This is a genomic window from Rhizobium sp. SSA_523 (genome assembly GCF_030435705.1).
GTDB lineage: Bacteria > Pseudomonadota > Alphaproteobacteria > Rhizobiales > Rhizobiaceae > Neorhizobium.
This window is the reverse complement of sequence record NZ_CP129382.1, coordinates 3,591,249-3,602,536: the sequence shown is the minus strand read 5'-3', so window position 1 is coordinate 3,602,536 and position 11,288 is coordinate 3,591,249. Positions and strand designations below refer to the sequence as shown.

The 11,288-nt window shown below is 64.4% G+C and carries 11 protein-coding genes; 7 read left to right on the top strand and 4 right to left on the bottom strand.

Annotated features, from left to right (window positions below; all coding sequences use genetic code 11):
• The first annotated feature begins 158 nt into the window (after nt 1-158).
• The 3 genes from copM (at nt 159) to QTJ18_RS25315 (ending at nt 1,515) form a co-directional block, all read left to right on the top strand.
• The gene (gene copM, locus QTJ18_RS25325) at nt 159-554 is read left to right on the top strand and encodes a CopM family metallochaperone (protein WP_252753918.1); all 396 of its coding nucleotides are present in this window, start codon (nt 159-161) and stop codon (nt 552-554) included.
• A gap of 101 nt (nt 555-655) precedes the next feature.
• Nucleotides 656-1,372 (top strand): HAD family hydrolase, encoded by a 717-nt coding sequence (locus QTJ18_RS25320; RefSeq protein ID WP_252753917.1) that lies wholly within the window; start codon nt 656-658, stop codon nt 1,370-1,372.
• Nucleotides 1,372-1,515, top strand: a complete 144-nt coding sequence (locus QTJ18_RS25315; protein ID WP_252753916.1) for a hypothetical protein — start codon at nt 1,372-1,374, stop codon at nt 1,513-1,515. Before QTJ18_RS25320 ends, QTJ18_RS25315 begins: the two co-directional genes overlap by 1 nt.
• Nucleotides 1,516-1,567: 52 nt before the next feature.
• Here QTJ18_RS25315 and QTJ18_RS25310 read toward each other — a convergent pair whose 3' ends face one another.
• A complete protein-coding gene (locus QTJ18_RS25310; protein WP_289852130.1) occupies nt 1,568-2,227 on the bottom strand; it encodes a DNA-3-methyladenine glycosylase I in 660 nt (219 codons plus the stop codon).
• Nucleotides 2,228-2,413: 186 nt separating this feature from the next.
• On the opposite strand from QTJ18_RS25310, the gene QTJ18_RS25305 reads away from it, so the two are divergent.
• Together QTJ18_RS25305 and QTJ18_RS25300 are read left to right on the top strand one after the other, a co-directional pair.
• Nucleotides 2,414-3,247 (top strand): L,D-transpeptidase, encoded by an 834-nt coding sequence (locus QTJ18_RS25305; protein ID WP_252753915.1) that lies wholly within the window; start codon nt 2,414-2,416, stop codon nt 3,245-3,247.
• Nucleotides 3,248-3,394: 147 nt separating this feature from the next.
• The gene (locus tag QTJ18_RS25300) at nt 3,395-4,099 is read left to right on the top strand and encodes a L,D-transpeptidase (RefSeq protein ID WP_489667237.1); all 705 of its coding nucleotides are present in this window, start codon (nt 3,395-3,397) and stop codon (nt 4,097-4,099) included.
• Nucleotides 4,100-4,559: 460 nt separating this feature from the next.
• Here QTJ18_RS25300 and glcF read toward each other — a convergent pair whose 3' ends face one another.
• The 3 genes from glcF to QTJ18_RS25285 are packed head-to-tail and all read right to left on the bottom strand — an operon-like array spanning nt 4,560 to nt 8,506.
• A complete protein-coding gene (glcF, locus tag QTJ18_RS25295; RefSeq protein ID WP_252753914.1) occupies nt 4,560-5,858 on the bottom strand; it encodes a glycolate oxidase subunit GlcF in 1,299 nt (432 codons plus the stop codon).
• Nucleotides 5,859-5,861: 3 nt separating this feature from the next.
• Nucleotides 5,862-7,070, bottom strand: a complete 1,209-nt coding sequence (gene glcE, locus QTJ18_RS25290) for a glycolate oxidase subunit GlcE (protein ID WP_252753913.1) — start codon at nt 7,068-7,070, stop codon at nt 5,862-5,864.
• The gene (locus tag QTJ18_RS25285) at nt 7,067-8,506 is read right to left on the bottom strand and encodes an FAD-binding oxidoreductase (protein ID WP_252753912.1); all 1,440 of its coding nucleotides are present in this window, start codon (nt 8,504-8,506) and stop codon (nt 7,067-7,069) included. The genes glcE and QTJ18_RS25285 overlap by 4 nt, the downstream gene beginning before the upstream one ends.
• A gap of 393 nt (nt 8,507-8,899) precedes the next feature.
• Here QTJ18_RS25285 and QTJ18_RS25280 point away from each other — a divergent pair, with 393 nt between their 5' ends.
• The gene (locus tag QTJ18_RS25280) at nt 8,900-9,403 is read left to right on the top strand and encodes an NUDIX hydrolase (protein ID WP_252753911.1); all 504 of its coding nucleotides are present in this window, start codon (nt 8,900-8,902) and stop codon (nt 9,401-9,403) included.
• 382 nt (nt 9,404-9,785) lie between these two features.
• Nucleotides 9,786-11,285: an inorganic phosphate transporter gene (locus QTJ18_RS25275; protein WP_252753910.1), complete on the top strand. Its 1,500-nt coding sequence runs from the start codon at nt 9,786-9,788 to the stop codon at nt 11,283-11,285.
• Nucleotides 11,286-11,288 lie beyond the last annotated feature (3 nt).

Below are 11,288 nucleotides of genomic sequence, written 5' to 3'. Positions count from 1 at the left end.
GATGCTCACGCCATTCCGTCCGGCGACGGCCGATCGTCCGGCTCGCCTTGCTGTTTCGCCCATGGCCGGCTTGGCACCCGGTCCAGTCGATCCCCCTCCCCGCGTTTGACGCGCAAGACGGCACTTTCTTCTCAATTGCGTCACAACGGGAGAGACCCATGACCGCCAAAACCCTTTCGGCTGCCTTTCTGGCCGCCAGTCTTCTTGCCCTGCCCGCCACTGCCCAGGACAGCAGCGCGCCCAAAGCCATGCCGGGCGGCAGCCATGCAATGCATGGGGCGCAGGCGAACACGACAGCGTCACCTTCGACACAGGCATTCGAAGCGGCGAACAAGAAAATGCATGCCGACATGGCCATCGCCTATTCCGGCAATCCGGATGTCGACTTCGTCCGATCGATGATCCCGCATCACCAGGGGGCGATCGACATGGCGAAAATCGAGCTCGCGCATGGCAAGGATCCGGAGCTCCGAAAACTGGCGCAGGAGGTCATCAGCGCCCAGGAGGGCGAGATCGCCATGATGCGCGCCTGGCTTGCCGAACACGGCCAGTGACGGGACAATGACGGCAATGCAATGGCGCGGCCGCGCCATTGCATTGCCGCATCGGAAGATTAGGGTAAAGGCTGATATCGCAAGGAGAGGAGAGGCCCGTCATGACCCTGCGTCCCTTGACCCTTATCGGCTTTGATGCCGATGACACGCTCTGGCAGAACGAGCAGTATTACAAGCTGACCGAAGCGCATTTTCGCGATCTCCTGGCGGAGTTTGCCGAGGGCACGCATGTCTCGGAACGGTTGCTCGAGGCGGAGAAGCGCAATCTCGCCTTCTACGGGTTCGGCATCAAGGGGTTCACCCTGTCGATGATCGAGACCGCCCTCGAGGTGACCGAGGGAAAGGCTCCGGCGGAGGTGATCGGCAAGATCCTCGCCATCGGCCGCGAGCTTCTCTCGCATCCGGTGGAATGTCTTCCGCATGCGCGCGAGGCGCTGGAAGCCCTGTGCGGCCATTACTTCCTGGTTCTGATCACCAAAGGCGACCTGTTCGACCAGGAGCGCAAGCTGGCGCAATCGGGTCTCGGGGAATATTTCGATGCCGTGGAAATCGTGTCCGACAAGACGGCCACCACCTATCGGCGGATCTTCCTCCAGCATGGCGAGGGACCCGAACAGGCGATGATGATCGGCAATTCCCTGAAATCGGATGTGGTGCCGGCGCTGGCCTCGGGCGCCTGGGGCGTGCTTGTGCCGCACGACCTGACCTGGGTGCTGGAGCATGTGGAAAAGCCGGCCGAGGCGCCGCGCTTCCGCGAAATCGCCGATCTTTCCGGGATTGCGCCGCTGATCGACGAGATTTGTGGCGGAAGGCCGTGATGCGCAGTTTCGACGAAATCTGGTCGCTCGCGGTGAGGCGCAAAGGCGAGACGGCGATACAGGCGGCCTTCAACACCTGGAAAGCGCAATCCGGCCGCGCGCTGACGGAAATCAGCCGCGTGCTGGCGCTCAGCATCGACTGACGCCAGCCCGTCGATGCCACTCGTTCAGGGCCGCGTGTTTGGAGCCGCTGGTTCAGGGCCGCGCGAAAGCCTGCCGTTGCGCCTCCACGACCGGCTGCAGATAGCAGCCGTCCAGATGATCGTTGACGAGGCCCATAGCCTGCATGAAGGCATAGACCGTTGTGGGGCCGACAAAGGTCCAGCCGCGCTTCTTCAGGTCCTTCGACAGGCGGATGGAGACCGCCGTGGTGGGATTGGCCCGCAAGGTTTCGAGATCCATCACCGCGGGACGGTCTTGCGGCTGCGGCTCAAAGGACCAGAAGAACTGCGCCAGCGAGCCGAATTCCTGCCGCAAGGCAATGGCCCGTCTGGCATTGTTGATGGTGGAGACGATCTTGCCGCGATGGCGGATGATGCCGGCATCGGCCAGGCAGCGGGTCACGTCCTCGTCCGTGAAGGCTGCGACCTTTTCGAAATCGAAGCCTGCAAAGGCGGCGCGGAAATTGTCCCGCTTGCGCAGGATGGTCAGCCAGGAGAGGCCGGATTGAAAGCCTTCCAGGCAGATCTTTTCGAAGAGGCGGATGTCGTCTGTCACCGGACGGCCCCATTCCTCATCATGATAGCGCTCGTAATCGGCAAGGCCCTGGTGCCAGGCACAGCGGCAGCGGCCATCGGCACCCTCGATCACTCCTGATTGCACGATCTCGTCTCCCTCGCCCGGCCCATCCCGCATTCACGACGCGGATTTCAACGCATCGTCAACCATGTCTTCGAACAGAGCATTAACCTTGCGAAAAGCTTTCCGGCAAGAGCGGCATTTGCCCGGTCCCGCATTTACCTTTCTCTTGCCAGTTCGGCGCACGGTCTTTGCGAGTGGGCGCGCGCGCCCTAAATGTCATTGTCATGGAGTGAGCCATCGATGAGAAAGATGCTGCTGATCGCCGCGACCTTCCTGGCCGCATTGTCTATGTCCGCTGAGGCCAATGATCGCTATCGCGAACGGCCGCCGGTCGTCGTCAGTCCGGACCTCACGGCCCCCTGGATCCTGCAGCTGGGTCGCGAGCAGCGCCCGGTTCACAATTACCGGGCAAGACCGCCGGAGCCGCGCGTTCTTTATCGGGCGCGCCCACAGCCGCTGGTGCAGGAACGGCCAACCTATCGCCGCGATGCCACGCAGCCGGATTTTCCGCCGGATCGTCCGCGAATCCTTGCTCCGCGGCCCATCCTGCCGCAGGCCCGCGCACCGCGTCCCGTTCAGACGGCAGCCATGCGCGTTCCCGTCATCCGCGGGCAACTGCATCCGCAATACCTGCCGCAGATCGTCGATTACCAGAGCAATCGGGCGCCGGGCACCATCATCATCGATACCAATAATCGCTTCCTCTACCTCGTGATGGAAGGCGGCAAGGCGCGGCGCTACGGCGTCGGCGTCGGCAAGCCGGGCTTCGAATGGGCCGGAACCCATACCGTGACCCGCAAGGCGGAATGGCCAAGCTGGCATCCGCCGAAGGAGATGATTGCGCGCGAAGCCGCCAAGGGCCATTTCCTGCCGGTCAAGATGGAAGGCGGACCGGAAAATCCGCTGGGTGCCCGCGCCCTCTATCTCGGGTCGACGCTCTACCGCATCCATGGCACCAATGCGCCCTGGACGATCGGCAATGCGGTCTCCTCCGGCTGTATCCGTATGCGCAACGAAGATGTGACGGACCTCTACCAGCGCGTCGATGTCGGCACCAAGGTCGTGGTGATGTGATCGCTGCCGCCGCCTCGCGCGACAGGCCGTGACGGCATCGGGACCCTGCTTCCGATGCCGAACTCCGTTTTCTTCGAAGATGCTTGCATTCCTGCGGGAATCCGGGAAACCTCCGTCTCTCGTTTCATCGAAGACAAGGGGGCCGGAATGCCACGCAGACGGATTGCACATGCAGGACTGATCGTTTTGACCCTGGCGGCGCTCGCCATGCCGGGCGTGATGCCGCAGCCGGCTGAGGCGTTCCAGCGCGCGGCGCTGCCGCAGATCGCGCGCACGGACGTCACCACAGTCGCCCAGCGCCGCGAGCCGGACGAGAAGTTCCAGCGCCGCGTCGTGCGTTTCCGCACCAATGAGGCGCCCGGCACCATCATCATCGATACGAATAACAAGTTCCTCTATTACGTCGACGGGCCCAACCGGGCGACCCGCTACGGCGTGGGCGTCGGGCGCGAGGGATTTGGCTGGTCGGGCGTCGTGTCGATCGGCCGCAAGCAGGAATGGCCGGAATGGCGCCCGCCGGCCGAAATGCGCCGCCGCGAAGCCGCCAAGGGGCATATCCTGCCGGTGGTGCAGAAGGGCGGCATCGACAACCCGCTCGGCGCGCGCGCCATGTATCTCTATCGCAACGGACACGACACGATCTTCCGCATCCACGGCACCAACCAGCCCTGGACGATCGGCCTCAACATGTCGTCCGGCTGCATCCGCATGATGAACAAGGATGTCGAGCACCTCTACAATCGCGCCCAGATCGGCGCCAAGGTGATCGTCATCGGCCCCGGCAACCGCCAGGGCACCGTCGCCTTCGAAGATCGCGGCCTGGATTTCTTCCGGACGATTTTCGGGGGATGAGGGTTGGCAGTAGCGAGTAGCGAATACGGAAAGGGAGGGCAGCAGGCAGGAGCCGGAAAGTGCCCTCATCCGCCCTTCGGGCACCTTCTCCCCGAGGGGAGAAGGGATTTGCCGCAAATGCACTGCCCCTTGCCTCTAAGGTGGGAAGGGATTTGCCGCAGCGGCTGCGGTTCCCCTCTGCCTGAAACGGGATTTGCCGCAGCGGCTGCGGTCCCCCTCTGCCTGAAGCGGGATTTGCCGCGGCGCCTGCGGTTCCCCTCTGCCTGAAACGGGATTTGCCGCGGCGGCTGCGGTTCCCCTCTCCCCTTGGGGAGAGGTTCCGCCGAGCTTTAGCGGAGGCGGGGTGAGGGGGCCAGCTCCCCCTATTGCCTATTGCCTATTGCCTACTGCCTACTGCCTATTGCCTATTCCCTATTCCCTATTCGCTATTCGCTAAATCCCACTGCCTACCCCCTACCCCCTACCCCAGCTTGGCCGGCTTCTCCCCGCCATAGGCCCAGTCGAGAAGCTCGACCGTATGCAGGATGGGAAGGGCGGTGGCGGAGCCGATCTGCGTCATGCAGCCAATATTGCCGGTCGCGATGATATCCGGCCGGACAGCCTCGATATTCTTCACCTTGCGCGCCTTCAGCATTTCGGAAATCTCCGGCTGGAGGATGTTGTAGGTGCCGGCCGAGCCGCAACAGAGATGGCCTTCCGGCGGATCCTTCACTGCAAAGCCGGCCGCCCGCAGCAGAAGTTTCGGCTGCAGCGTGATCTTCTGGCCATGCTGCATGGAGCAGGCCGAATGATAGGCGACCGTCAGCCCCCTGGATGGTTGCGGCGGCAGGTCGAGGCCCGCCAGATATTCCGTCACATCCTGGGCGAGTGCCGAGATCCGCGCCGCCTTTTCCGCATAATCGGGATCGAGCCGCAGCATGTGGCCGTAATCCTTGATCGTCGTGCCGCAGCCCGAGGCGGTGATCAGGATCGCATCCAGTCCTTCGGCCTCGATTTCACGGGTCCAGGCATCGATATTGCGCCTGGCAAAATCGAGCGCCGCCTCTTCGCGCCCCATATGATGCACAAGGGCGCCGCAGCAGCCCTCCTCCTTCTGCGGGGCGACGACGTCGACGCCGAGCCTGGCCAGGAGACGGCGCGTGGCGGCATTGATACCGGGATCGAGCACCGGCTGCGCACAGCCCTCCAGCATGGCCACCCGGCCGCGGCGCGGTGCGGCACCGGGCACCGGTGCGCTGCGGGCCAGGGCGGCGGGCGGAACGGATTTCGGCGCAAGATCCAGCATGGCGCCGAACGGCCGCAAGGCCTCGACCTTCTTCAACAAAGGCGCGAGGGGCCGGCCGAGCGCGGCAAGCTTCAGCGCCAGCCGGAAGCGGCCGGGATAAGGCAGGACCGCTGCCAGAAGCGCGCGTGTGAGGCGGTCGAGAAGCGGGCGTCTGTAGGTCTCCTCGATGTGGATGCGGGCGTGGTCCACCAGATGCATATAGTCGACGCCGGAGGGACAGGTGGTGGTGCAGGCCAGGCAGGAGAGACAGCGATCGATATGCTTGACCACCTGCGCATCCGCCGGGCGGTCGTTCTCCAGCATGTCCTTGATGAGGTAGATGCGCCCGCGCGGACTGTCGAGCTCGTTGCCGAGCGTTACATAGGTGGGACAGGTTGCCGTGCAGAAGCCGCAATGCACGCAGCGCCGAAGAATGCTTTCGGAGAAAGCCACCTGCGGGTCGGCCAACTGGTCAGGGCGAAACGTCGTCTGCATGCTTCAAGCCTTTATCATCATGCCCGAATTGAAAACGCCGGCCGGGTCGAGGGAGGCCCGTACCCGCTCCGTCAGGGCGGCAAGCGGCGCCGGAAGCGGCTCGAAGGCCGGCACGGACTGGCGGATCGCATCCGGCGCGCGCAGGAGCGTCGCATGGCCGCCCCCGTGCCGGCGGATCATCTGGCGCAGCAGATCGGCCTCGGGATCGGCTTCCATGCGCATCCAGACCAGGCCGCCCTGCCAATCGTAGAAAGCATCGATGCCGGCTTCGAGCCGCAACTGGGCAACGAGCGCCGCACCGGCCATGGGCGCGACCGACACGCGCCAGAGCGGCCTCTGGCTCTGATCGGCATAGGGTGCGACGTCGCGGATCTCGCGCCAGAGGGCGGCGCTGTCCTCGGCATCCAGCCTTTGCAGCGGCCCCAGCGAAGCGAGCGCCGCAGCCAGTTTCTCAGTCCGCACAGGAACCGAAGCCGTCAGCCCCTCCAGGCGGAAGACCGTCGCCGCGCCCTCCGGCAGCGCCCGGCCGAGGAACCGGCCGCGCACGCTTTCGGGAAGATGGGCGGCACCGGAGACGTCCAGCGGCAGGCTCATGGCGAGCGCCATGGCCCGCGCCGCATCCTCATCGGCCAGACCGCTCAGAACGAGCGTCTCCTGCGTCTGCGGACGGGGCAGCACGCGGAAGGTGACTTCCGTCATCAGCCCAAGCGTGCCGAAGGACCCGGCCAGGAGCTTTACGAGGTCCAGCCCGGTGACATTCTTCATGACCCGCCCGCCGGCGCGGATCACCTCGCCCATGCCGTTGACAAAGCGGATGCCGAGCAGGCTGTCGCGCGCCGCGCCGGCGGCAATGCGCCGGGGGCCGGACGCGTTGCAGGCAAACAGGCCGCCCATTGTGGGCTCGCCCTCCGTGCCCATCAGCCCGCGATGATCGATCGGCTCGAAGGAGAGCATCTGGCCGTTTTCGGCCAGCGCCTCCTCCACCTCCGCCACCGGCGTCCCCGCCTTGACGGTCATGACCATCTCGGCCGGATCATAGGCGACGATGCCGGCAAGCCCGGCCGTGCGCAGCATGGCCTCGGCCTTCGCCGCATGGCCGAAGCCCGAGCGGGTATGACCGCCGGCAATGGCAAGCCGGCGTCCGGCGGCAGCGGCCGCCCGCACCATATCGGCAGCCTCACCCTCGGTGGTGGGAACGAGAAGCGCCCTCATGCCGCGGGCCTTCCATCCAGCGGATAGACCTTGGACGGGTTCATCAGCCATTGCTTGTCGAAGGCGGCGCGCACCGCCATCTGCTGGTCGAGATCGGCCTTGGAATATTGATGCCGCATCAGATCGCGCTTTTCGATGCCGACGCCGTGTTCGCCCGTCAGGCAGCCGCCGGCATCGACGCACAGTTTCAGGATCTCGTTGCCGGCCGCCTCCGCCTTGGCCGCCTCCTGCGGATCATTGGCGTTGAACAGGATCAGCGGATGCATATTGCCATCGCCGGCGTGGAAGACATTGGCGACCCGCAGGCCGAAGCTTTTGGCGATCTCGCCGGTCCGCTTCAGCACATGGGAGAGCTGGCTGAGCGGCACGGTGCCGTCCATGCAGATGTAATCCGCGATCCGGCCGGTGGCGCCGAAGGCCGATTTGCGGCCCTTCCAGATCAGCGCCGCTTCGGTGGCCGACTGGCACTGTTTCACCGTCTTGACGCCGTGACGCCCGGCAATCTCGACGATCAGGCCCAGCATGGCGTCCATCTCGGCCTCCGACCCTTCGACCTCCACGATCAGAAGCGCCCCGACATCCAGCGGATAGCCGGCCTTGGCGAAGGCCTCGCAGATCTCGATCGCCGGCTTGTCCATGAATTCGATCGCCACCGGAATGATGCCGGAGCCGATCACATCCGCCACGCAGGCGCCCGCTTCTTCCGAGGTTTCGAAGCCGAAAAGGACAGGTCGTGCCCCTTCCGGCCGGGCGAGAAGCCGCACCACCGCCTCTGTGACGATGCCGAGCTGGCCTTCCGAGCCGCAGACCAGGCCAAGCAGGTCATAGCCCCCGGCATCCAGATGCTTGCCGCCGATCTCGATAACGGTGCCGTCGACCAGAACCAGCGTCACGCCCAGGAGATTATTGGTGGTGACGCCGTATTTCAGACAGTGTGCGCCGCCGGAATTCATGCCGATATTGCCGCCGATGGTGCAGGCAAGCTGCGAACTCGGGTCGGGCGCGTAGAAGAAGCCCTCCGGTGCCACCGCATCCGAAATCGACAGATTGGTCACGCCGGCCTGCACCCTTGCGGTTCGGTTGGCGGTATCGACCTCGAGGATCTTCGCCATCTTGGAGAGGCCGATCACCACCGCATCCTCCTGCGGAATGGCGCCGCCGCACAAGGAGGTGCCGGCACCGCGCGGGACGACGGGTATGCCGTAGCGATGGCAATATTTGAGCACGGCGGCAACTTGCGCCGTGGTTTCCGGCAGGGCGACCGCCAGCGGCAGCCGACGATAGGCGACGAAGGCATCCGTCTCGAAGGGCACCAGTTCGCGCGGCTCGTGGACCAGGCAATCCTTCGGCAAAAGCTCTGTCAGATCGGCAATGATCACAGAGCGGCGCGACAGGACATCGGCGCGCGGCTTCAGGAATTCGATGCTGCTGGACACCTCGTCTCCTCCATATACTCCCTGCCCTTCATACTCCCCGCCTTTCCTCTCACGCCTTCGCCCGCACATCAAGCTCCGCGGCCCGGGCGGCGCCGCTAATCGGTCCGGCCCTGCCTCCCCCGCGCCTTTCGAAATCGAAGCCTGCCGGCAACTTTCGGGCGCGCTTGCCGGTTGTAGATGGCGAGAAGACATGCAGTCGCCTTTGCGGCATGATGTGCGGGACGAGCGAGGCCTTGCCGCCCCGGCTCCCGCGTTTGCCTTGTGCCGAACCGGCAAGACAGCGGCACAATGCGGCCCAAGGCTGCCGGAAACTTTCGATGACACAGCAGTGAACACCTGTGCAAACAGTAAAATGTGTTATAATGTTCTAACCATCAAGGAGATAACCGTCCATTGAGCCTGCTCGACCGCATCACATCCAATCTGGCCTTGCTTCTGCGCCGCCCGCCGCTGCAGCAGTATGCCGCCCTGTGCTACCGGATGGATGCCACGGCGGGGCTTCAGGTCTTGCTTTTGACGAGTCGCGAGACGCGACGCTGGGTGATTCCCAAAGGCTGGCCGATGAAAAAGAAGAAGCCGCATGCGGTGGCCGAGCGGGAAGCCTATGAGGAAGCAGGCGTCAGCGGCAAGGCCGACAAGCAGGCTTTCGGCTTTTTCACCTATCTGAAGCGCCGCAAGAGCGGGTTGCTGGTTCCGGTCCGGGTGCAGGTGCACACGCTGTGCGTTGAGGCCATGCTCGAGGACTTTCCGGAAAAGGGCACTCGCGACCTGGAATGGGTGAGCTGCGACGAGGCTGCAAAGCGGGTGCGCGAATCCGGCTTGAGCGCACTTTTCCTGGAATTTTCCCGCCGTTTCTCGCCGCCGGCCCAGCCGAAGATGCGCGCTGTCGGACACTGATGATCTGATTTTGCCGATCGAACCATGGGCGCGGCAATAGCACCGCCATGTTTGGGGCTCTATCGCCGGTTCATTTCTGACGAGCGCGCCGCGCATTCCACCAAGACCTGGACTTGGCTGCGCTCTCCGAAGCCGGGCAAGGCGCCCTCGCATCCGAAAATCGCATGCGAGGGCGCGATGTCTGTGTCATACAGGCAGCAGCCCAGATCGGGTAAGAATCGAGTCAAGCTCGGCAAAAGCAAGGCTTGCGCGACAGGCGCGAGCGACAGGTTCGCCGGAGGCGGATCATCGACCATTCGCGCATGTGTGAGAAGCCATGCCAAGCACAGGGATGACGTGACCAGACGTGACTGCCGCTTCCAATGATTCGAATCAGACCCGGATGAAAGCCCGCCGCAAGGATACGCTCGACAAGGATCTCGAAAAGATCACCTATGTCGAATATGCCTCTCTCAGCATATCGCGCCGCATTGCCGTGCCGGGTCTCGCATGTCTGTTTCTGATCGCCGTCATCCTGGTGGCAAGCCTGTCGCAGCTCGGCCAGCCGGCCCTCGGCGTCGTGGTGATCGCTTCGGTGCTGGCGGCCTATATGGCCGTCAATATCGGCGCCAATGACGTCGCCAACAATATCGGCGCGGCCGTCGGGGCGCGCGCCTTCAGCCTGACGCTCGGCCTTGCGATCGCGGCTGTCTGCGAAATTTCGGGCGCGCTGGTCGCCGGCCATTCCGTGGTCAATACCATTGCCAGCGGCATTGTCGATCTCAGCCAGCTGCAGGGTCCCCAGCAGATCGTCTGGATGATGATGGGGGCCCTGCTATCGGCAGCGCTCTGGGTGAACATCGCCACCTGGATCGGCGCGCCGATTTCCACCACCCATTCGATCGTCGGCGGCGTGATGGGCGCCGGCATCGCGGCGGCGGGCATGGCTTCCGTCAACTGGAGCATGCTGGCCGGGATTGCCCTCAGCTGGGTCGCTTCGCCTTTGCTCGGGGCGATCATCGCAGTGGCCGTGCTCGCCTTCATCAAGACGACGATCATCTACACGGCCGACAAGATCGCCGCCGCGCGGCGCTGGGTGCCGGTGCTGATCGGCACAATGTTCGGCGCCTTCACCACCTATCTGGCGATCGAACTCTCCGTCACGCCCGCCACGTCCGGCCTTCCCCTGTTCCTGCTGTCCGGTATGGCCGTCGGGCTCCTGTCCTGGGGCCTCTCCGTCCCCCTGGTCCGCAGGCAATCGCTCGGCCTGGAAAACCGCAACCAATCCTTGCGGGTGCTCTTCAAGCTGCCGCTGATCTTCTCCGCCGCGCTTCTTTCCTTCGCGCATGGGGCCAATGACGTGGCCAATGCGATTGGGCCGCTCGCCGCCATTGTCAGCGCGACGCGCGGCGTCACGGCCGGAGCGAATGTGGCGGTCCCCTTCTGGGAACTGCTGATCGGCGGGGCGGGCATCTCCATCGGCCTCCTGCTGTTCGGGCCGAAGCTCATTCATCTGGTCGGCAAGGAGATCACCAAGCTCAATCCGATGCGGGCCTATTGCGTGGCGCTGTCGGCGGCGGTGACGGTGATCCTCGCCTCCTCCGTCGGCATGCCTGTCAGCTCGACCCATGTGGCGGTCGGCTCGATCTTCGGCGTCGGCCTGTTCCGCGAATGGTATATCCGCAATTCCAAACGCCGGCAGGCCTATCTGCGCATGCGGGCCGCCGGCGAGCTGCCGCCCGCCAAGGAAGACGGCGAAGCCAATCCGGAAGAGGCGCAGCGCCGTTATCTCGTGCGCCGATCGCATCTTCTGACGATCCTGGCCGCCTGGACCATCACGGTTCCCGCCGCCGCCGGGCTTGCCGCCATTTTGACCCTGATTATGTTCCGCCTTTTCATCTGAGCA

What these genes read in the sequence shown, in the direction of transcription:
- copM (WP_252753918.1), top strand. Translation starts at nt 159, where the DNA reads ATGACCGCCAAAACCCTTTCGGCTGCCTTTCTGGCCGCCAGTCTTCTT.
- QTJ18_RS25320 (WP_252753917.1), top strand. Translation starts at nt 656, where the DNA reads ATGACCCTGCGTCCCTTGACCCTTATCGGCTTTGATGCCGATGACACG.
- QTJ18_RS25315 (WP_252753916.1), top strand. Translation starts at nt 1,372, where the DNA reads ATGCGCAGTTTCGACGAAATCTGGTCGCTCGCGGTGAGGCGCAAAGGC.
- QTJ18_RS25310 (WP_289852130.1), bottom strand. Translation starts at nt 2,227, where the DNA reads ATGCGGGATGGGCCGGGCGAGGGAGACGAGATCGTGCAATCAGGAGTG.
- QTJ18_RS25305 (WP_252753915.1), top strand. Translation starts at nt 2,414, where the DNA reads ATGAGAAAGATGCTGCTGATCGCCGCGACCTTCCTGGCCGCATTGTCT.
- QTJ18_RS25300 (WP_489667237.1), top strand. Translation starts at nt 3,395, where the DNA reads ATGCCACGCAGACGGATTGCACATGCAGGACTGATCGTTTTGACCCTG.
- glcF (WP_252753914.1), bottom strand. Translation starts at nt 5,858, where the DNA reads ATGCAGACGACGTTTCGCCCTGACCAGTTGGCCGACCCGCAGGTGGCT.
- glcE (WP_252753913.1), bottom strand. Translation starts at nt 7,070, where the DNA reads ATGAGGGCGCTTCTCGTTCCCACCACCGAGGGTGAGGCTGCCGATATG.
- QTJ18_RS25275 (WP_252753910.1), top strand. Translation starts at nt 9,786, where the DNA reads ATGAAAGCCCGCCGCAAGGATACGCTCGACAAGGATCTCGAAAAGATC.